Annotated in this window: 21 protein-coding genes; 16 read left to right on the top strand and 5 right to left on the bottom strand. The window is 67.3% G+C overall.

Annotated elements, in window-relative coordinates; genetic code table 11:
• Nucleotides 1–12 precede the first annotated feature (12 nt).
• The 3 genes from ACXN5S_RS07890 to ACXN5S_RS07880 form a co-directional block, all read right to left on the bottom strand.
• Nucleotides 13–1,035 carry a uroporphyrinogen decarboxylase family protein gene (locus ACXN5S_RS07890; protein ID WP_458604875.1) on the bottom strand — a complete coding sequence of 341 codons (1,023 nt, stop codon included), beginning with the start codon at nucleotides 1,033–1,035 and terminating at the stop codon, nucleotides 13–15.
• Nucleotides 1,036–1,122: 87 nt separating this feature from the next.
• Nucleotides 1,123–1,977 carry a dioxygenase family protein gene (locus tag ACXN5S_RS07885; RefSeq protein ID WP_458604874.1) on the bottom strand — a complete coding sequence of 285 codons (855 nt, stop codon included), beginning with the start codon at nucleotides 1,975–1,977 and terminating at the stop codon, nucleotides 1,123–1,125.
• 117 nt (nucleotides 1,978–2,094) lie between these two features.
• Entirely contained in the window at nucleotides 2,095–2,403 is a 309-nt protein-coding gene (locus ACXN5S_RS07880) for a DUF6476 family protein (RefSeq protein WP_458604873.1), read from the bottom strand.
• Between ACXN5S_RS07880 and ACXN5S_RS07875 the strand changes: the two genes are divergently transcribed.
• The 4 genes from ACXN5S_RS07875 to ACXN5S_RS07860 all read left to right on the top strand — a co-directional run bounded on the left by ACXN5S_RS07875 (nucleotide 2,402) and on the right by ACXN5S_RS07860 (nucleotide 5,509).
• Nucleotides 2,402–3,418 carry an RluA family pseudouridine synthase gene (locus ACXN5S_RS07875; RefSeq protein WP_458604872.1) on the top strand — a complete coding sequence of 339 codons (1,017 nt, stop codon included), beginning with the start codon at nucleotides 2,402–2,404 and terminating at the stop codon, nucleotides 3,416–3,418. The genes ACXN5S_RS07880 and ACXN5S_RS07875 overlap by 2 nt on opposite strands.
• Before the next feature lie 38 nt (nucleotides 3,419–3,456).
• The gene (locus ACXN5S_RS07870; RefSeq protein ID WP_458604871.1) at nucleotides 3,457–4,029 is read left to right on the top strand and encodes a winged helix-turn-helix transcriptional regulator; all 573 of its coding nucleotides are present in this window, start codon (nucleotides 3,457–3,459) and stop codon (nucleotides 4,027–4,029) included.
• Between the two features lie 136 nt (nucleotides 4,030–4,165).
• Nucleotides 4,166–5,062, top strand: a complete 897-nt coding sequence (rpoH, locus tag ACXN5S_RS07865) for an RNA polymerase sigma factor RpoH (RefSeq protein WP_458604870.1) — start codon at nucleotides 4,166–4,168, stop codon at nucleotides 5,060–5,062.
• A gap of 147 nt (nucleotides 5,063–5,209) precedes the next feature.
• Complete coding sequence (locus ACXN5S_RS07860; RefSeq protein ID WP_458604869.1) at nucleotides 5,210–5,509, top strand: DUF4389 domain-containing protein; 300 nt, start codon at nucleotides 5,210–5,212, stop codon at nucleotides 5,507–5,509.
• Nucleotides 5,510–5,520: 11 nt separating this feature from the next.
• On the opposite strand, the gene ACXN5S_RS07855 is transcribed toward ACXN5S_RS07860, so the two are convergent.
• A complete protein-coding gene (locus ACXN5S_RS07855; RefSeq protein ID WP_458604868.1) occupies nucleotides 5,521–5,877 on the bottom strand; it encodes a GFA family protein in 357 nt (118 codons plus the stop codon).
• A gap of 195 nt (nucleotides 5,878–6,072) precedes the next feature.
• Between ACXN5S_RS07855 and ACXN5S_RS07850 the strand changes: the two genes are divergently transcribed.
• The 10 genes from ACXN5S_RS07850 to ACXN5S_RS07805 all read left to right on the top strand — a co-directional run bounded on the left by ACXN5S_RS07850 (nucleotide 6,073) and on the right by ACXN5S_RS07805 (nucleotide 15,702).
• Complete coding sequence (locus ACXN5S_RS07850) at nucleotides 6,073–6,942, top strand: S-methyl-5'-thioadenosine phosphorylase (protein WP_458604867.1); 870 nt, start codon at nucleotides 6,073–6,075, stop codon at nucleotides 6,940–6,942.
• 46 nt (nucleotides 6,943–6,988) lie between these two features.
• Nucleotides 6,989–7,519: an adenine phosphoribosyltransferase gene (locus ACXN5S_RS07845; protein ID WP_458604866.1), complete on the top strand. Its 531-nt coding sequence runs from the start codon at nucleotides 6,989–6,991 to the stop codon at nucleotides 7,517–7,519.
• Between the two features lie 158 nt (nucleotides 7,520–7,677).
• Nucleotides 7,678–8,556, top strand: a complete 879-nt coding sequence (locus ACXN5S_RS07840) for a LysR family transcriptional regulator (protein WP_458604865.1) — start codon at nucleotides 7,678–7,680, stop codon at nucleotides 8,554–8,556.
• Between the two features lie 156 nt (nucleotides 8,557–8,712).
• Nucleotides 8,713–9,192, top strand: coding sequence for a formate dehydrogenase subunit gamma (locus tag ACXN5S_RS07835; RefSeq protein WP_458604864.1), 480 nt, complete (start codon nucleotides 8,713–8,715; stop codon nucleotides 9,190–9,192).
• On the top strand, nucleotides 9,189–10,688 hold the full coding sequence (locus tag ACXN5S_RS07830) for a formate dehydrogenase beta subunit (protein ID WP_458604863.1): 1,500 nt from the start codon (nucleotides 9,189–9,191) through the stop codon (nucleotides 10,686–10,688). The genes ACXN5S_RS07835 and ACXN5S_RS07830 overlap by 4 nt, the downstream gene beginning before the upstream one ends.
• Nucleotides 10,685–10,897, top strand: a complete 213-nt coding sequence (locus ACXN5S_RS07825; protein ID WP_458604862.1) for a DUF4287 domain-containing protein — start codon at nucleotides 10,685–10,687, stop codon at nucleotides 10,895–10,897. The genes ACXN5S_RS07830 and ACXN5S_RS07825 overlap by 4 nt, the downstream gene beginning before the upstream one ends.
• Nucleotides 10,898–10,921: 24 nt before the next feature.
• Complete coding sequence (locus ACXN5S_RS07820) at nucleotides 10,922–11,794, top strand: GIY-YIG nuclease family protein (protein ID WP_458604861.1); 873 nt, start codon at nucleotides 10,922–10,924, stop codon at nucleotides 11,792–11,794.
• A complete protein-coding gene (gene fdhF, locus ACXN5S_RS07815; RefSeq protein ID WP_458604860.1) occupies nucleotides 11,791–14,724 on the top strand; it encodes a formate dehydrogenase subunit alpha in 2,934 nt (977 codons plus the stop codon). Before ACXN5S_RS07820 ends, fdhF begins: the two co-directional genes overlap by 4 nt.
• Nucleotides 14,725–14,726: 2 nt before the next feature.
• The gene (fdhD, locus tag ACXN5S_RS07810; RefSeq protein ID WP_458604859.1) at nucleotides 14,727–15,506 is read left to right on the top strand and encodes a formate dehydrogenase accessory sulfurtransferase FdhD; all 780 of its coding nucleotides are present in this window, start codon (nucleotides 14,727–14,729) and stop codon (nucleotides 15,504–15,506) included.
• Nucleotides 15,496–15,702 carry a formate dehydrogenase subunit delta gene (locus tag ACXN5S_RS07805; RefSeq protein ID WP_458604858.1) on the top strand — a complete coding sequence of 69 codons (207 nt, stop codon included), beginning with the start codon at nucleotides 15,496–15,498 and terminating at the stop codon, nucleotides 15,700–15,702. Before fdhD ends, ACXN5S_RS07805 begins: the two co-directional genes overlap by 11 nt.
• A gap of 266 nt (nucleotides 15,703–15,968) precedes the next feature.
• Here the strand turns inward: ACXN5S_RS07805 and ACXN5S_RS07800 are convergent, their stop codons facing one another.
• Entirely contained in the window at nucleotides 15,969–16,430 is a 462-nt protein-coding gene (locus ACXN5S_RS07800) for an Lrp/AsnC family transcriptional regulator (protein WP_458604857.1), read from the bottom strand.
• A gap of 136 nt (nucleotides 16,431–16,566) precedes the next feature.
• Between ACXN5S_RS07800 and ACXN5S_RS07795 the strand changes: the two genes are divergently transcribed.
• Nucleotides 16,567–17,595, top strand: a complete 1,029-nt coding sequence (locus ACXN5S_RS07795; protein ID WP_458604856.1) for a siroheme synthase — start codon at nucleotides 16,567–16,569, stop codon at nucleotides 17,593–17,595.
• Nucleotides 17,592–17,891 carry a DUF2849 domain-containing protein gene (locus tag ACXN5S_RS07790; protein WP_458604855.1) on the top strand — a complete coding sequence of 100 codons (300 nt, stop codon included), beginning with the start codon at nucleotides 17,592–17,594 and terminating at the stop codon, nucleotides 17,889–17,891. Before ACXN5S_RS07795 ends, ACXN5S_RS07790 begins: the two co-directional genes overlap by 4 nt.
• Nucleotide 17,892: the final 1 nt, after the last annotated feature.

The following is a 17,892-nucleotide window of genomic DNA, read 5'->3' as shown; positions in this document are numbered from 1 at the left end:
GTCCGGCAAGCGTCAGCCGTGCTCGGCCCGCACGATCTTCGCGCCTTCGGCCATCGCCTTCATCTTGCCGAAGGCGACATCGGCCGGCAGGTACTTCAGCCCGCAATCGGGGGCGACGATCACCTTGTCCGCATCGACATGCGGCAGGGCGCGGCGAATGCGGGCGGCGATCACCTCCGGCGTTTCCACCTGCATGTCGGAGAGGTCGAGCACGCCGAGGATGATCGTCTTGCCGCGCAGGCTCTCCAGCACCGAGGTATCGAGGTTCGACTGCGCCGTCTCGATAGAGATCTGGTTGCAGGAGCAGGCCGAGAGCTGCGGCAGGAAGGAATAGCCCTCCGGCCGGGCGTGGATGATGGCGGCATAGCCGAAGCAGATATGAACTGCCGTGGTGCCGGCGGCGCCGTCGAGGGCGGCGTTCAGCGCCTCCAGCCCGTATTGCTCGGCCGCCTCAGGGCGGGCCTGCATGTAGGGCTCATCGAGCTGCACCACGTCGGCGCCGGCGGCGAAGAGATCGGCGATCTCCTCCTTCACCGCGGCGGCATAGGCGAGCGCCAGAGCGCGCGGGTCACCGTAGTGATCGTCCTGCGCCTGCTGTGACATGGTGAAGGGGCCCGGCACGGTAATCTTCACCCTGCGGTCGGTGTGCTGGCGAAGGAACTTCACGTCCTCCACCTCGACGGGATGCATCCGGCGGATATCGCCGGTCACCCGCGGCACCGGGTTGGGGTGGCCCGAGCGGTCGAGCGCCGAGCCGGGATTGTCGAGATCGACGCCCTCCAGCGCATTGGCGAAGCGGTTGGAATAGCTCTCACGGCGGATCTCGCCATCGGTGATGATGTCGAGCCCCGCCTCTTCCTGCAGCTTGATGGCGGCGATGGTGGCGGTGTTCTGCGCCTCTTCCAGATGCTCGGGCGGGATGCGCCAGAGCTCGGTCGCCCGCGTGCGGGGCGGGAAGCGCCCTTTCAGCTTTTCGCGGTCGATCAGCCAGTCGGGCTGGCAATAGCTGCCGACGAGAGAGGTCGGGAAAAGCATGGAACATCCTCCACCAATGAAAAAGCCGGAGGCGACGGCCCCCGGCTTAGTCATAGGCGGGCCTTGGCCCCCTGTCAGCCTGCTGGGTCAGCCTTCGGGCGCCAGCGTGAAGTCGAACTCCACCACCGCGTCGGGGCGGCGGGCTGTTTGGAACGGCAGGTCGGCGTCGGATTTGACCGGCTTGACCTTGGCGATCAGCGAGTTGCGCACCCCGAAGACGGCGTCGTTGTCGACATATTCGGTGCCGTCGAAGAAGATCTCCGTCGTGATGGCGCGGTAGCCCTGCGCCCGCAGGATGAAGTGCAGATGCGCCGCCCGCCAGGAATGGCGCTTGCCGGCGCGCAGCAGGTCACCCACGGGGCCGTCATAGGGCACCGTATAGGGCTTGGGCAGCACCGTGGTGTAGTAATAGCGGCCCTGATCGTCGGCCTTGAAGATGCCGCGCAGGTCGTACTTGTCCTGCCCCTCCTCCTGGATCGGATAGGTGCCGGCGCTGTCGGCCTGCCAGGTGTCGAGGATCGCGCCCGGCAGCGGGTTCTTCAGCGTATCGCGGATCTGGCCGTGCATCAGCACCGTCACGCCCTCGCGCCCGTCGGACAGGTCCTGCCCCAGTTCCATCTTCGGCGCATTGTCGAGATAGAAGGGCCCCAGGTTCGACCCTTCGGTCGAGCCGCCCTTGGTGTTGATCATGTCGACCAGCGCCGACCAGCCAAGCACGTCGCTGAGCAGGATGAACTCGTGCCGCTCGGGCGTGGAGATCTGGCCGCAATTGTACAGGAACATGAGCGTCGCCATCCACTCGTCGTGGGTCAGCTTCGTTTCACGCGTGTAATCGTGCAGGTGATCGATCAGGTTATCGAGCAGATATTCCAGGCGGCTGCCCTTCTCGGTGTCGAACGAGTCCTTCACCCTCTGCGTCAGATTATATTCGTTGAGATCCATGGACATCCTCCCCGTTCATGGCTGTCGCGCTGTGCCCTCCTCGCGCGGCGCCAACTTCGCGAAAAGGCGCTGGCTCCGCAATGCGAAATGCGGGGGCTGCGACATCGGGTCGGGGATCTAGCGCTCGGGCAAGGTGAGGCGCTGCAGCTCCTCCCCCGACAGATCGTAGGCGATGACAAGGCCGCTGCGCGTGACGACGATGTAGTAATCTGGGCCGGCGGTCACCGCCTCGGCCGCCTCGCCGTCCGGCAGGGCGATGCTCTCAGGCAGCGGCAGGCCGGGGCCCGGGGCATTGAGGCGGGTGACCAGCACGGCTATGAGCAGGACGAACCCCACGATCATCACGCCCGCCAGCGAGATGACGAGCCATTTCAGCCAGAGAAGCTGCGGTGGCAGCTGGCCCAGCTCTTCGGAATCGTCCTGCATGCGCGTCACCTTTCAGATCGGGCCAAAGCCCCCCGCCCGGCTTGATAGGGCCCTGGCCCGCGATGTGCCAGACGAGGCCGCCCTCTCGCGCTCTCGCCTCGCCAAACTGCTGGCCGACGGCGCGGTGACGATCGACGGCGCGCCGGCCGGCTCGCCGAAGAGCGCCGTGGCCGAGGGCGCGTTGGTGGAAATCGAGATCGACGCGCCGGCAGAGGTGGAGACGGCGGCGGAGGAGATCCCGCTCGATATCGTCTTCGAGGATGACGAGCTGATCGTACTGAACAAGCCCGCCGGCATGGTCGTGCATCCCGCCCCCGGCAGCCCCGGCGGCACTCTGGTGAATGCGCTGCTGGCCCATTGCGGCGACAGCCTGGCCGGCATCGGCGGCGAAAAGCGCCCCGGCATCGTGCACAGGATCGACAAGGACACATCGGGGCTGCTCGTCGTTGCCAAGTCCGACCGGGCGCATCATGGCCTGTCGGCACAGTTTGCCGCCCACAGCGTCGAGCGCGCCTATCTGGCGCTCTGCCACGGTGTGCCCGACCAGGGCGATCCGCGGCTGCAGGGCGTGCGCGGCACCAGCTTCGAGCCGGGGGGCGTGCTGAAGATCCAGTCGCTGCTCGGCCGCCACAAGACCGACCGGCAGCGCCAGGCCGTCTCGTTCGAGCAGGGGCGCCACGCGGTGACGCGGGCGAAGGTGCTGGAGCGGTTCGGCGCGCCCGCCGCGCTGGCCCTCTGCGAATGCCGGCTGGAGACGGGGCGGACGCATCAGATCCGCGTGCATATGGCCCATGTCGGCCATGCGCTGGTGGGCGATGCCACCTATGGCGGCCGCCGCCGTGCCCCCTCCAAGGCGCTGGGCGCGGAACTGGCGGCGGCGGTGGATGCCTTCCCGCGGCAGGCGCTACATGCGGCGACCCTGGGCTTCGACCACCCGATAACTGGCGAACGGCTGACGTTTTCCGCCGAACCGCCGGAAGATCTGGCCGGTCTGCTGGCGGCACTGCGGGGCTGAACCCCACCCTAACCATCTGATCGCACGGCGATCTCCATATGGAAATCGCGGTCGGAAACCATATGGTTTCCGCGCCTCCGGCAAACCAATCTTTTTTCACTACCGGTCTTGAAAGAGAACCGGTAGCATTCCCATATCGGGTTCATGACGAATACAAGGCCCGTTTCATGCCACTGACGCACCGTTCTGACTGCCCCATCAACCTCGCCATCGAAGTGGTGGGCGACCGGTGGACGCTGCTTGTGCTGCGCGACATCATGTTCGGCGGCCGCCAGCACTTCCGCTCGCTGCTGGAAGGCTCTGAAGAGGGCATTTCTCCATCTGTTCTGGCCGAACGCCTGCAACGGCTCACCCAGGCCGGTATCCTGCGGCGCGAATGTTGCGCCACCCACCGCCAGAAGGGCTACTTTCGCCTCACCGAGATGGGCGCCGACCTTGTGCCAGTGATCGCGGCGCTGGGCGCCTGGGGCGCGCGCCACCGCGAGGCCAACCCCGAGCAGTGCGACAAAGTGCTCCAGCTCGAGCGCGGCGGACAGGATGCCTGCTGCGCGTTGAAGGCGAAATTGCTGGCCGATCAGGCGCCGGAAGCCGCCACGGGGGCCAGCGCATGACCAACGGAATAGCCAAAGGCCGCGCAAAATTGCGGGCCCAATACGAAATCTTCACCGAACAGGTGCAGGCCCCTCTTGAACAGGCCGGGCCAGCCCCCAAATCGAATGTTAATACGATAAACATGAGGGACATCTCGTGAGCACCTACGCCAACCTGCCGGCCCCCTCCCCCGAACAGGGCCTCAACCGCTACCTTCAGGAGATCCGGAAGTTTCCGCTTCTGGAGCCCGAAGAAGAGTACATGCTGGCCAAGCGCTGGGTGGATCATGAGGATACTCAGGCCGCCCACAAGATGGTCACCTCGCACCTTCGCCTCGCCGCGAAGATCGCCATGGGCTACCGGGGCTACGGCCTGCCGCAGGCAGAGGTGATCTCCGAGGCGAACGTGGGCCTCATGCAGGCCGTGAAGCGCTTCGACCCCGAGAAGGGTTTCCGCCTGGCCACCTATGCGATGTGGTGGATCCGCGCCTCGATCCAGGAGTACATCCTGAGGTCGTGGAGCCTTGTGAAGCTCGGCACCACCTCGGCGCAGAAGAAGCTCTTCTTCAACCTGCGCAAGGCCAAGGCCCGCATCGGCGCGCTCGAAGAGGGCGACCTGCGGCCCGAGAATGTCTCGCAGATCGCCCATGATCTCGGCGTGACCGAGACGGAAGTCATCTCGATGAACCGGCGCCTGTCAGGCGGCGATGCCTCGCTCAACGCCATGGTCGGCAGCGAAGGCGACAGCGCCACGCAATGGCAGGACTGGCTGGAAGACGACAGCGCCGACCAGGCCGGCGATTACGAGGAACGCGACGAGCTGGAAGCCCGGCGCGAGATGCTCGGCCAGGCGATGGACGTGCTGAACGACCGCGAGCGCGACATCCTCATGCAGCGCCGCCTGTCCGACGAGCAGGTCACGCTCGAAGATCTCTCGGGCCGCTACGGCGTCAGCCGCGAGCGCATCCGCCAGATCGAGGTGCGGGCCTTCGAGAAGATCCAATCGCGCATGCAAGAGCTCGCCAAGGGCAAAGGCATGCTGGAAGACGCGTAAGACCGGCCAGGAGCCGGGATGAGGGGCGCCGATCGGGCGCCCCTTTTTGCGTGCGGATCGCGGAGAGGGGACGCTTGCACCGTCTTTCTCCCTGTGGTGCCGCCCCCCGTCTCGGTTATGATGATTCAGAGCCGCGAGGAGCCTGCCATGTACGACCCCGACAGCCCCGAATACACCGAACCCACCCGGGATTCAGACGAGCATAAAGAGAGCCTGTGGCTTCGGCTGGTCTGGATGATCCTCATCGCCATCATGCTGCAGCTCGCCCAGACAGTGCTGGCCGTCGCGACGGTCTTCCAGTTCATCCTGATGCTCTTCAGCCGTGGCCAGCCCAACGAGCGGCTGGCGGAATTCGGCACGTCGCTGGGCATCTGGATCGCCAAGGCCGTGCGCTTTCAGACCGCCGCCAGCGAGACCCGCCCCTGGCCCTGGACGGACCTGGACTAGCCCGCCTCCTCTCAGGCTGCCGCGCCATCATAATGCGTGGCCTCTACAGCGCGAGGGTCGATGCCCTCAACGGCGTTGAGGTTGATCGCCACGATGGCCGAGCCGTCGGGCGCATCGCCGAAGCCGAAAGTCTCAATTCCGCAGGTCTTGCAGAAGCGGTGCGAGATCTTTTGGGTGTTGAACAGATATTCCGTCATCTCCCCCTCGCCCGAGAGCTGGGTGAAATTCCCCTTTGGTACGAAGGCGAAGACCGCGCCGAGCCGCTGGCAGCGCGAGCAGTTGCAGGTGACGGCGTGGTCCATATCGACATCCGCCTCGAAGCGGACGGCGCCGCATTGGCAGCTGCCTGTGACGTGAGTCAAAGCCATGGCGATTCTCCTTGGGCTGGCCGGGCGATCCTAGCCGCGGCGGGGCGCGGCGCAAACGATTTGTTCTCTATTTGTTCTTGCCCTCCTGCCCGAATGCGCGCCACCCGCTGTGGCGGCCGACTGCCGTCGCGGCGCGTGTCTTTACACTTTCGGGCCAGGGCCTAGGGTCTCCTTCGGGGTAGCATCGGGGGCGAGATGGCACGCAAATTGGGAATCCTCGGCGGCTCAGGGCTCTACGAGATCGACGGGCTGGAGAATGCCGCCTGGCAGAAGGTGGAAACGCCCTGGGGCCAGCCTTCCGATGCCTTCTTCACCGGCAGCCTCGATGGGCTGGAGCTGGCCTTCCTGCCCCGCCACGGGCGCGGCCATGTGCACAGCCCCAGCGACGTGCCCTACCGCGCCAATATCGACGCGATGAAGCGGCTGGGCGTGACAGATATCCTGTCGATCTCCGCCTGCGGAAGCTTTCGCGACGAGATGGCGCCGGGGCATTTCGTGGCCATCGACCAGTTCATCGACCGGACGGTCGCGCGCCCGTCGAGCTTCTTCGGTTCGGGCTGCGTGGCCCATGTCTCGATGGCCCATCCGGTGTGCGACCGCCTGCGCGGCGCCGCCGTCGCCGCAGCCCGGCAGGCCGGCGCGACGGTGCATGAGGGCGGCACCTACCTGGCGATGGAGGGGCCGCAATTCTCCTCCCGCGCCGAAAGCCGGATGTACCGAGAGAGCTGGGGCGCCGACATCATCGGCATGACCAACATGCCCGAGGCGAAGCTGGCCCGCGAGGCCGAGATCTGCTTCGCCACCCTCGCCATGGTCACGGATTACGACAGCTGGCACCCCGAGCACGGCTCGGTCGACATCCGCGACATCATCTCAACGCTCGCCGCCAATGCCGACCATGCCCGCAGCACGGTGGCCGCAATGCCGGGCCACCTGGATCACGCGACGCCCTGCCCCTGCGGCTGCGACCGGGCGCTGGACCATGCCGTAATGACCAAGCCCGAAGCCCGCGACCCCGAGCTTCTGGAGCGCCTGTCGGCGGTGGCGGGCCGAGTTCTGGGCTGAACGGCGGGTGAAGGGACTTTCAATTTTGCAACCTCAGGCGGCCTTAATGACCGATATTCGCCAGTACATCCGTACAATTCCCGACTTCCCGCATGAGGGCATCCTGTTTCGGGACGTGACGACCCTGTTTCTCCATCCCGACGGGATGCGCGAGGCGATCGACCAGCTTCTGGAGCCCTATCGCGGCGAGAAGATAGACGTCGTGGCGGGGCTGGAGGCACGTGGCTTCATCCTTGGCGGCGCCATCGCCTACCAGCTCGGGCTGGGCTTCGTGCCGATCCGCAAGGCAGGCAAGCTGCCGGGTGCGGTGCTGTCACAGGCCTACCAGCTGGAATACGGCGAGGCGGTGATGGAGGTGCATGACGATGCAGTGCAGCCGGGCCAGCGTGTGCTGCTGGTGGACGACCTGCTGGCGACCGGCGGCACGGCGGAGGCCGGCATTCGTCTGATCGAGAAGATGGGCGGCGAGGTGATGGGCTGCGGCTTCCTCATCGACCTGCCGGACCTGGGCGGACGGGCGAAGCTGGAAGGGCTGGGCATGAAGGTGCATGCGCTGACAGCGTTCGAGGGGGAGTGAACGGGGTGGCGGGCTGAAGCCGGCCTTACGGGAGAGGCACTCCCAAAGATGCGCGCTTCGCCGAGGCCGCTCCGTACTTCGCCCGGAATCAAGCCGCAGGCGCCGGGCGAGCGTCGGCTCACCTTCCCCTCCCTGCCCTCTCCCCCTACCCTCGCGCCATGCTCGACCGTCTAGAACTCTTCCTCATCCTCGCGCGCACCCGGCATTTCGGGCGGGCGGCGGAGGAGGCCGGGATCACGCAGCCGTCTCTCTCGGCCGCAATCCGGCAGCTGGAGAACCAGCTTGGCGTCGTGCTCGTCAACCGCGGCTCGCGCTTCCAGGGGCTGACGCCCGAGGGGGAGCAGGTGCTGAGCTGGGCGCGGCAGCTGACCGGCGACGTACGCGCCATGAAGGCGGAGCTGCGGGCCGCCCGTGAAGGGCTGACGGGGCGGCTCCACCTCGCCGTCATCCCCACCGCGCTCACCGCCGCCGCGCGGCTCTCCGCCGCCATTGCGGCGAAGCATCCCGGCCTGAAGCTCACGATCACCTCTGCCTCCTCCAGCGACATCCTCGCCGGGCTGGAGGACCTGACCATCGATGTCGGCCTCACCTATCTGGGCAACGAGCCCCTCGGCCGCGCCCGCACCCTGCCGCTCTATGAAGAACGCTACGTGCTGGTCACACGGCAGGACGACGCTCCCGGCACCGAAACCCTGCCCTGGGCCGAGCTGGCGGAGATGAACCTCTGCCTGCTGACGCCGGATATGCAGAACCGCCGCATCATCGACGGCCATCTCGGCGAGGCGGGCATCGCCGCCAGCCCGCAGGTAGAGACGAACTCCACGATCACGCTGATCGCGCATGTCCTCTCCGGCGGCTGGGCGACGATCCTGCCCCTGCGCGCGGCCGAGGCCTTTCTGGCCACCGGGCCGCTGAAGGCCACGCCGCTGGTAGAGCCGGATGCGCATCACCAGGTCGGGCTGGTCTATGCACCGCGCGAGCCGCAGCCGCCGCTGGTGCGGGCGTTTCTCGATATGGCGAAGGGGTTCGTTGATTGAGAGGATGGAGGGGGCGCTGCCCCCGCCTGCGGCCCCCCGGGATATTTCCAGAAAAGCGAGGCTCGATAGGGAGCGCCTATCGTTTGACTGATCTGCGATATTGATTTGGCGCCCAATCGGGCGGAGGGTCGTCCTGTATATTCGACGGGGCGCCCCATGACTGACACGACCTCGCCGGCAGACCTGCAGTCGCGGCTCGCCGAGATCCTTGCCGAGCATCAGGCGCTCGAAGGGCCGCTTTTGCCTATTCTTCACAGCGTGCAGGCCGAATGGGGCTATGTGCCCAAGGCGGCGGTGCCCGTGATCGCGCAGGGGCTGAACATCAGCCGAGCCGAAGTGCATGGCGTCGTCTCCTTCTACCACGATTTCCGCAAGGCCCCCGCCGGCACGCATACGCTGCGCATCTGCCGGGCCGAGGCCTGCCAGGCCCAGGGCGGCGCGGGGCTGCAGGAGCTGGCGCAGGAACGGCTCGGTATCGGCTGGCACGAGACCTCCGCCTCGGGCGGCGTGACGCTGGAGCCGGTTTACTGCCTTGGCCTTTGCGCCTGCGGGCCGGCGGCGATGGTGGATGACAAGGTGCATGGCAACCTCACGCGCGAGCGGTTTCTGGCGCTGATCGAAGGGCTGGGCGCATGAAGATCTGGCTCTCGCAGGATGCCGCCGCCCGGGCGCTCGGCGCCGATGAGGTCGCGGAGGCGCTGGCCTCCGCAGCTTCGGAGCGCGGCGTGGAGCTGGAGCTTGTCCGCACCGGCAGCCGCGGCATGGTCTGGCTGGAGCCGATGGCCGAGGTGGAGGTGGCGGGCGTGCGCCATGCCTTCGGGCCCTTGGAGCCCGGCGATGCCGAGGCGCTGCTCGCCGGGACCTGCGAGAAGGGCCAGGGCCCGACGGAGGAGATCCCCTTCTTCGCCGCGCAGACCCGGCTGACCTTCGCGCGCTGCGGCGTGATCGACCCGCTCTCGCTTGAGGACTACCGCGCGCACGGCGGCCTCGCGGCGCTGGAGCGCGCGCGCGCCATCGGCGCCGAGGCGGTGCTGGAGGAGGTGATGACCTCAGGCCTGCGCGGGCGCGGCGGCGCGGGCTTTCCCGCCGGCATCAAGTGGACGACGGTGGCGAAGGCGCAGGCCGACCGCAAGTACATCGTCTGCAATGCCGACGAGGGCGACAGCGGCACCTTCGCCGACCGGATGCTGATGGAGGGCGACCCCTTCACGCTGATCGAGGGCATGGCCATCGCCGGGCTCGCCTGCAACGCGCATAAGGGCTACATCTACATCCGCAGCGAGTATCCCGATGCGATCCGCGTGCTGGGCGAAGCGCTGCGCATCGCGCGGGGCGCGCAGGTGCTGGGGACCGGCTTCGACATCGAGCTGCGCGTCGGCGCCGGGGCTTACGTGTGCGGCGAGGAGACCTCGCTACTCAATTCCCTCGAAGGCAAGCGCGGCGTCGTGCGGGCCAAGCCACCGCTGCCGGCGCTCGAGGGCGCCTTCGGCGCGCCGACGCTGGTGAACAACGTGCTCACGCTGGCCTCGGTGCCGGCGGTGCTGACGGGGGGCGGCGCGGCCTATGCGGGCTACGGCGCCGGCAAATCGAAGGGCACGATGCCGATCCAGATCGCCGGCAACGTGGCGAGGGGGGGGCTCTTCGAGGCGCCCTTCGGCATGAGCCTCGGCGAGCTGGTGGAAGAGATCGGCGGCGGCACCCGCTCCGGCGCGCCGGTGAAGGCGGTGCAGGTGGGCGGCCCCTTGGGCGCCTACTTCCCCCCCGCCCTCTTTGACACGCCCTTCACCTATGAAGATTTCGACGCGGCGGGCGGGCTGATCGGCCATGCCGGCATCGTGGTCTTCGACGACAGCGCCGACATGGTGGCGCAGGCCCGCTTCGCAATGGAGTTCTGCGCGGTGGAAAGCTGCGGCAAGTGCACCCCCTGCCGGGTCGGCGCCGTGCGCGGGGTGGAGACCATCGATCGCATCGCGAACGGCGACGCCGCCGCGCTGCCGCTGCTGGAAGATCTCTGCAACACCATGAAGCTCGGCTCGCTCTGTGCGCTGGGGGGCTTCACGCCCTACCCGGTGATGAGCGCCGTGCGGCACTTCCCCGAAGAATTTCAGCTCGCGCGGGAGGCGGCGGAATGAGCGACAAGGTCAAAGGCCCCGCCTCCTACTTCCCCTCCATCGAGGCGAAATACGGCAAGCCCATCGATCACTGGATGGGCACGCTCGACGGTGCCGGCGAGAAGACACACATGGACCATGTGACCTGGCTGAAGTCCGAGTTCGGCATGGGCCACGGCCACGCCAACGCCCTCGTCGCCGCCTGGCGCGCCGGGCGGGAAAAAGGCTGAGCCGTGCGTACCCTCGGTCGATCCATGGAACTCTACTTCATTGACGGTGACCCGAATGGGATGCTCACCGCAGAAGTGTTCAACTGGACGGGCCATATTCTCATGGCCCCAAGAACGCGAATCCGCGAAGCTCTGACACGCCGGGAGGCGAGCTATTCGGGCGTTTACCTTCTCATTGGCGAAGATGAAGGCCGAACGAAAATCTATATCGGCGAGTCTGACAATATCGCACGGCGCATCGGCCAACATGATGTCGCCAAAGATTGGTGGACGTCAGCCGTGATCATCGTCTCGGCGGCCAATACGCTCCACAAGGCTCATGCAGCATATCTTGAATCTCGACTCGTCGAGATTGCTTCGGACGTGGGCCGCTATGACGTCGACAACCGGAACGCTCCGTCGCGTGCCAGCTTGCCGGAAGCTGCAGTGGCTAACATGGAGGCGTTCCTAGAGAACATTCTCATGGTGCTGCCAGCGCTAAGAATTGACGGCTTCTTGAGTCGCAAGCGGCGGTCCAAGGAAATTGCTGACGAACGCCTTCCGGGCGACCCCGAGTTCGAGATGGGTCAAAAGTCGACCGGCATCAATGCAAGAGCACTGTTGAGCGACGGTGAATTTGTGGTTCTTGCTGGCTCGCAAGCGCGCCATGAGTGGGTCGGGATTCCGTCAGGATATCAGACGCTCTACGCCGAACTCGTCGACCAAGGGGTTCTAGGCCCCCAAACAGGCGACAAACGCTTGTTCCTGGACAACTACGCATTCTCCAGCCCGAGTGCTGCAGCAGCCGTCATTCTGGGCCGCGCGGCAAATGGCACGACGGAGTGGAAAGCTAAAGGCACTTCTCAAACCTACAAGGCTTGGGAAGCAGCTCAACTCATTGCAGAGGTGGCAGAATGAAAGACTTCATCATCCCCGATGACGGCCCCTTCTCCACCCGCGACATGGGCACGCCCGCCAAGCAGGGCGCGCCGGTCACACTGACGATCGACGGCTTCGAGGTCACCGTGCCCGAGGGCACCTCTGTCATGCGCGCCGCCGCCGAGGCGGGCATCTCGGTGCCGAAGCTCTGCGCCAGCGACAATCTCGAGGCCTTCGGCTCCTGCCGGATGTGCCTCGTCGAGATCGAGGGCCGGCGCGGCACCCCCGCCTCCTGCACGACGCCGGTGGCCGAGGGCATGGTGGTGCAGACCGAGACGCCGCAGATCCGCCAGCTGCGCAAGGGGGTCATGGAGCTCTACATCTCCGACCACCCGCTCGATTGCCTGACCTGCGCCGCCAATGGCGATTGCGAGCTGCAGGACACCGCCGGCGCCGTCGGCCTGCGCGACGTGCGCTACAAACCCGGTGAGAACCACTACGACCCCGCGGGCATCGGCGCCCGCAGCCAGGCCGAGGCGCATTGGCGCGCGCCCGAGGCCGACGCGAACCCCAAGTACATCCCCAAGGATGAATCGAACCCCTATTTCACCTACGACCCGGCCAAGTGCATCGTCTGCTCGCGCTGCGTGCGGGCCTGCGAAGAGGTGCAGGGCACCTTCGCGCTGACCATTGAGGGCCGGGGCTTCGACAGCCGCGTCTCCTTCGGCGATGCCGGGGCGGATGTCTTCTCGTCTGACTGCGTCTCCTGCGGGGCCTGCGTGCAGGCCTGCCCGACGGCGACGCTGCAGGAGAAGAGCATCGCCGAGCTCGGCACGCCCGACCGCAAGGTCATCACCACCTGCGCCTATTGCGGCGTCGGCTGCTCGTTCGAGGCGCATATGCGCGGCGATCAGGTCGTGCGGATGGAGCCCTACAAGCACGGCAAGGCCAACCGGGGCCATAGCTGCGTGAAGGGCCGCTTCGCCTATGGCTATGCCAATCACGCCGAGCGCATCACCGAGCCGATGATCCGCGACAGCATCGACGAGCCCTGGCGCGTGGTGAGCTGGGAGGAGGCCATCGCCTTCTCCGCCACCAAGCTGCGCGGCCTGCAGGAGAGCCACGGGAAAGAGGCCATCGGCGTCATCACCTCCTCGCGCTGCACCAACGAGGAGACCTACCTCGTGCAGAAGCTGGCGCGCGCCGTCTTCCACAACAACAACACCGACACCTGCGCCCGCGTTTGCCACTCGCCCACGGGTTACGGCCTGAAGACCGCCTTCGGCACCTCGGCCGGCACGCAGAACTTCGACAGCGTCGAGCACACCGATTGCGCCATCGTCATCGGTGCCAACCCGACCGACGGCCACCCCGTCTTCGCCAGCCGCCTCAAGAAGCGGCTCCGGCAGGGCGCCGGGCTTATCGTGATCGACCCGCGCCGCATCGACCTCGTGCGATCGCCCCATATCAAGGCCGCGCATCACCTCGCCCTCCGCCCCGGCACCAATGTCGCCGTGCTCACCGCGCTGGCGCATGTGATCGTGACCGAGGGCCTGATGGACGAGGCCTTCATTCGCGAGCGCTGCGACTGGGACGAGTTCCTCGCCTATGCCGAGTTCGTCAGCGAAGAGCGGCACTCCCCCGAGGCCGTGGAAGCCAACACCAGCGTCCCCGCCGCGACGATCCGCGAGGCGGCCCGGATGTATGCCTCCGCCCCCAACGGCTCGATCTACTACGGGCTCGGCGTGACGGAGCATAGCCAGGGCTCGACCACCGTCATGGCCATCGCCAATCTCGCGATGCTCACCGGCAATATCGGCCGGCCCGGCGTGGGGGTGAACCCGCTGCGCGGCCAGAACAACGTGCAGGGCTCCTGCGACATGGGGAGCTTTCCCAACGAGTTCCCCGGCTACCGCCATGTCAGCGACGATACCGCCCGCGGTATCTTCGAGCAGGCCTGGGGGGTGGAGCTGGAGTCCGAGCCCGGCCTGCGCATCCCCAACATGCTCGACGAGGCGGTCAACGGCCGCTTCAAGGGCATCTACATCCAGGGCGAGGACATCCTGCAATCCGACCCCGACACCAAGCATGTCGCGCGCGGCCTGAAGGCGATGGACTGTGTCATCGTGCAGGATCTCTTCCTGAACGAGACGGCCAATTACGCCCATGTCTTCCTGCCCGGCTCGACCTTCCTCGAGAAGGACGGCACGTTCACCAACGCCGAGCGCCGCATCAACCGCGTGCGCGAGGTGATGAAGCCCAAGAACGGCTATGCCGACTGGGAGATCACCCAGCTTCTGGCCAACGCCATGGGCGGCAACTGGCACTACACCCATCCCTCCCAGGTGATGGACGAGATCGCCTTCACCACCCCGGGCTTCGCCGGCGTCAATTACGAGATGCTGGAAGAGCGCGGCTCCGTCCAATGGCCCTGCAACGACGCGGCGCCCGAGGGCTCGCCCGTGATGCACGTGGATGGCTTCGTGCGGGGCAAGGGCCAGTTCATCCACACCGAATACGTGGCGACGGATGAGAAGACCGGGCCCCGCTTCCCGCTGCTGCTCACCACGGGCCGCATTCTCAGCCAGTACAACGTCGGCGCCCAGACCCGGCGGACGGAGAACGTGCGCTGGCACGAGGAGGACCGGCTGGAGATCCACCCCTTCGACGCCGAGAACCGCGGCCTGAAGAGCGGCGACTGGGTGCGCCTCGCCTCCCGTTCCGGCGAGGTCTCGCTGCGCGCCGAGGTGACGGACCGGGTGGCGCCGGGCGTGGTCTACACCACGTTCCACCACCCCTCGACGCAGGCCAACGTGGTGACGACCGACTATTCCGACTGGGCGACGAATTGCCCGGAATACAAGGTCACGGCGGTGCAGGTCGGCGCCTCGAACGGGCCGACGGATTGGCAGGAGAGCTACGAGGCCGAGGCCGAGCTGGCCCGCCGCATCCTGCCGGCGGCCGAATAGCCATGGCGCTGCCGCCGGTCAGCCGCGTCGTCGCCGGGCGCCCCCTCGCCGAGGAGGTGCCCGTCGCGCTCGTCTTCAACGGCACGACGCAGGCGGTGATGATGGCGACCCCGGCCGACATCGAGGACTTCGCCACCGGCTTCGCGCTGACGGAGGGGCTGGCGGCGCGGGAAGAGATCGGCGAGGTCGAGGTCATCGCCCAGCCGAACGGCCTCGAAGCCCGCCTCTGGCTGCCGAAAGAGCGCGCCGCCGCCCTCGCCGCCCGCCGCCGCGCCATGGCTGGCCCGGTGGGCTGCGGCCTCTGCGGCATCGACTCGCTGGAGCAGGCGGTGCGCCCTCTGCCCCGGCTGCCGGAGGGCGGCATCACCATGAGCCCCGTCCAAGCGGCGGGTGCGCTCGACGCGCTTCGCCAGCTGCAACCCCTGCATGACGAGACCCGCGCTGTGCACGCCGCCGGCTTCTGGCTGCCGAACAAGGGCGTTTTGCTGGCGCGCGAGGATGTCGGCCGCCACAACGCGCTCGACAAGCTCATCGGCGCGCTCCTGCGCTCCGGTCTCACCGCCGCCGAGGGCGCTCTCATCGTCACCTCGCGGCTCTCGGTCGAGATGGTGCAGAAGGCGGTGATGGCGGGCGCGCCGATCCTCGTTTCTGTCTCCGCTCCCACCGCCCATGCGGTGCGACTCGCCGAAGAGGCGGGGCTCACGCTGATCAGCCGCGCCGGCGGCACGCTCACCGCCTATAGCCATTCCCACCGTCTTCACGAGGGCGCCCATGCAAGCTGAGAAGCTCGTCCGCATGACCAACCAGATCGCCACCTTCTTCGCCACCCAGCCGCAGGGCGACCCGGCAGAGCGCACGGCGGGCCACCTGCGCGACACCTGGTCCCCCCAGATGCGCCGCGATCTCAAGAGCCTGCTCGCGGAAGGCGGCGAGGGCCTCTCGCCCATCGCGAAGGACGCCGCGGGCCGGCTGGCCTAAGAGGGGGCCCTGCCCCCGCTGCCTTCGGCAGCCCCCCGGAGTATTTTGAAGAAAGCGAGAACAAGGAAGCGCGCCCCACACCGACCGCTCACTTCGAGCTCGACGTGGAGCGCGCCCTTTGCGGCTGCCGGCAACCTGCCTGTCCCGCGAGTCGGAGCTTGACGGATCTTGGTTAGCAAGGCGTGAACTGCTCTCGCTTACTTCAAAATACTCTCGGGGGGTCCGGGGGGCAGACGGCCCCCCGGCCTCTGAACCCGCGAACCCGCCTATATCGGCAGCGCCACCGTCGACTTGATCTCCTCCATCGAGAGGAGCGCGGTCACGTTGTGGATTTTCACCTCCGAGATCAGCGCCTGGTAGAAGGCGTCGTAAGCGCGGGCGTTCTTCACGCGCACCTTTAGAATGTAGTCGATATCGCCCGCCAGCCGGTGCGCCTCCTGCACCTCGGGGCGCTCGCGGAGAGCCTTCAGGAAGCGCTGTTGCCACTCGGCCTCGTGCTCGGCCGTGCGGATCAGCACGAAGAAGCAGGCCTCGAAGCCAAGTGCCTCGGCATCCACCAGCGCCACCTGGGCGCCGATGATGCCAGCCTCCTTCATCTTGCGAATGCGGTTCCAGACTGGGGTCTTCGACGAGCCGATGGCGCGGGCGATCTCCTCCAGCGGGCGGGAGGCATCGCGCTGCAATTCCGAGAGGATTTTCCTGTCGATCTCGTCAATGCGGACAGACATTCCGGCTGACCTCCCAAGCTAGGACATCCGGCCTGCGGGGCACCCCGGCCGGGAAGGGCGTTCTTATTTCCTCGCAGACATGGCGCCGAATTGGAACAGGGTTCTATATTCGGGGCCAGACAACGGAGACGCCGCAATGCAGCACTTCCCGATCTTCCTCGATCTCGACGCCCGCCGCGTGCTTGTCGCCGGCGGCGGCGAGACGGCCCTCGCCAAGCTCCGGCTGATCCTGAAAACGACGGCGCAGGTCGAGGTCTTCGCCGAAGAGGCCAAGCCAGAGCTGCACCGCCTCGCCCGCGCCGGCAAGCTGACGCTGCACACCCGCAGGATGACGGCAGAAGACGCACAGGGCGCCGCCCTCATCTACGCCGCCGAGGACGATGCCGCGCGGGATGGCGAGACGGCGCGGCTCGGTCGCGCGGCGAGCGTGCTCGTCAATGTCGTCGACGATCTGCACGGCTCCGATTTCATCACCCCCGCCATGGTCGACCGCGATCCGGTCACCATCGCCATCGGCACCGAGGGCGCAGCCCCGGTGCTGGCGCGGATGATCAAGGAAGATCTCGAAGCCCGCCTGCCCTCCGAGCTTGGGCTGATGGCCCGCGTCGGCAAGGCGTTTCGCAGCTTTGCAGACCAGCTTCCCATGGGCCGCAAACGCCGCGACTTCTGGGCGGAGTATTATCAGCAGGTTGGCCCGCGCCTGGCCGAGGGCGGCGCCGCCGCGCTGGAAGGCGGGCTGCACGCCCTACTCGCCAAGCACGAGCATGCGGCCGAGCGGCCCGGCCATCTCGACCTCGCCGGCTACGGCCCGGGCGACCCGGAGCTGATGACGCTGGCCGCCCGCAAGGCGCTCGACGCCGCCGATCTGGTGATCCACGCCCCCGGCACCCCCGATGCGGTGCTGGAGCTGGCGCGCCGCGAGGCGATCCGCGTTGAGGCCAGCGATATCGAGGCCGCGGCCGCCCGCGCCGGGCGCGCTGTGCAGCGCGGTCGTCAGGTGATCTGGCTGGAGCCGGGCGCCCCGGCTGCCGAGGGCGCGCTGGCCCGGCGGCTCTCCGCTGCCGGCTGGTCGTTCCACCTGATCCCCGGTATCGCCGCCCTGCCCGCGCATGGCCCTGCCGCCAACCAGCCTGACTACCCCAAAACGAGAGACACCGCCCGATGAGCCGCCGCTTCACTCCCAAGGTCGTCACCGCCAACGCCCTTCTGGAGGGCGATGCCGTCTGGCTGCGCGCCGATGGCGGCTGGAGCCGCGAGATGCACGAGGCGCAGCTCTTCGAGGAGGAGGAGCTGGCCAACGAGGCCCTGCGCCACGCCCTCACCCAGCCCGACCTCGTCGTCGGCGCCTACCTTGCCGACGCCAAATCCGGCCCCGAGGGCCCGGTACCGACCCATTTTCGCGAGGAGTTCCGCACGCACGGGCCCTCGAACTACCCACACGGCAAGCAGGCGGAGGCCTGAT

It is taken from the genome of Pseudoroseicyclus sp. H15 (genome assembly GCF_054353345.1).
This window is presented reverse-complemented; position numbering and strand designations above follow the sequence as displayed.

Excerpts from the sequence above, each read along its gene's own strand:
- ACXN5S_RS07890 (WP_458604875.1), bottom strand. The coding sequence starts at position 1,035 with ATGCTTTTCCCGACCTCTCTCGTCGGCAGCTATTGCCAGCCCGACTGG.
- ACXN5S_RS07885 (WP_458604874.1), bottom strand. The coding sequence starts at position 1,977 with ATGGATCTCAACGAATATAATCTGACGCAGAGGGTGAAGGACTCGTTC.
- ACXN5S_RS07875 (WP_458604872.1), top strand. The coding sequence starts at position 2,402 with ATGCGCGTCACCTTTCAGATCGGGCCAAAGCCCCCCGCCCGGCTTGAT.
- ACXN5S_RS07880 (WP_458604873.1), bottom strand. The coding sequence starts at position 2,403 with ATGCAGGACGATTCCGAAGAGCTGGGCCAGCTGCCACCGCAGCTTCTC.
- ACXN5S_RS07870 (WP_458604871.1), top strand. The coding sequence starts at position 3,457 with ATGGAAATCGCGGTCGGAAACCATATGGTTTCCGCGCCTCCGGCAAAC.
- ACXN5S_RS07860 (WP_458604869.1), top strand. The coding sequence starts at position 5,210 with ATGTACGACCCCGACAGCCCCGAATACACCGAACCCACCCGGGATTCA.
- ACXN5S_RS07855 (WP_458604868.1), bottom strand. The coding sequence starts at position 5,877 with ATGGCTTTGACTCACGTCACAGGCAGCTGCCAATGCGGCGCCGTCCGC.
- ACXN5S_RS07850 (WP_458604867.1), top strand. The coding sequence starts at position 6,073 with ATGGCACGCAAATTGGGAATCCTCGGCGGCTCAGGGCTCTACGAGATC.
- ACXN5S_RS07845 (WP_458604866.1), top strand. The coding sequence starts at position 6,989 with ATGACCGATATTCGCCAGTACATCCGTACAATTCCCGACTTCCCGCAT.
- ACXN5S_RS07840 (WP_458604865.1), top strand. The coding sequence starts at position 7,678 with ATGCTCGACCGTCTAGAACTCTTCCTCATCCTCGCGCGCACCCGGCAT.
- ACXN5S_RS07835 (WP_458604864.1), top strand. The coding sequence starts at position 8,713 with ATGACTGACACGACCTCGCCGGCAGACCTGCAGTCGCGGCTCGCCGAG.
- ACXN5S_RS07830 (WP_458604863.1), top strand. The coding sequence starts at position 9,189 with ATGAAGATCTGGCTCTCGCAGGATGCCGCCGCCCGGGCGCTCGGCGCC.
- ACXN5S_RS07825 (WP_458604862.1), top strand. The coding sequence starts at position 10,685 with ATGAGCGACAAGGTCAAAGGCCCCGCCTCCTACTTCCCCTCCATCGAG.
- ACXN5S_RS07820 (WP_458604861.1), top strand. The coding sequence starts at position 10,922 with ATGGAACTCTACTTCATTGACGGTGACCCGAATGGGATGCTCACCGCA.
- fdhF (WP_458604860.1), top strand. The coding sequence starts at position 11,791 with ATGAAAGACTTCATCATCCCCGATGACGGCCCCTTCTCCACCCGCGAC.
- fdhD (WP_458604859.1), top strand. The coding sequence starts at position 14,727 with ATGGCGCTGCCGCCGGTCAGCCGCGTCGTCGCCGGGCGCCCCCTCGCC.
- ACXN5S_RS07805 (WP_458604858.1), top strand. The coding sequence starts at position 15,496 with ATGCAAGCTGAGAAGCTCGTCCGCATGACCAACCAGATCGCCACCTTC.
- ACXN5S_RS07800 (WP_458604857.1), bottom strand. The coding sequence starts at position 16,430 with ATGTCTGTCCGCATTGACGAGATCGACAGGAAAATCCTCTCGGAATTG.
- ACXN5S_RS07795 (WP_458604856.1), top strand. The coding sequence starts at position 16,567 with ATGCAGCACTTCCCGATCTTCCTCGATCTCGACGCCCGCCGCGTGCTT.
- ACXN5S_RS07790 (WP_458604855.1), top strand. The coding sequence starts at position 17,592 with ATGAGCCGCCGCTTCACTCCCAAGGTCGTCACCGCCAACGCCCTTCTG.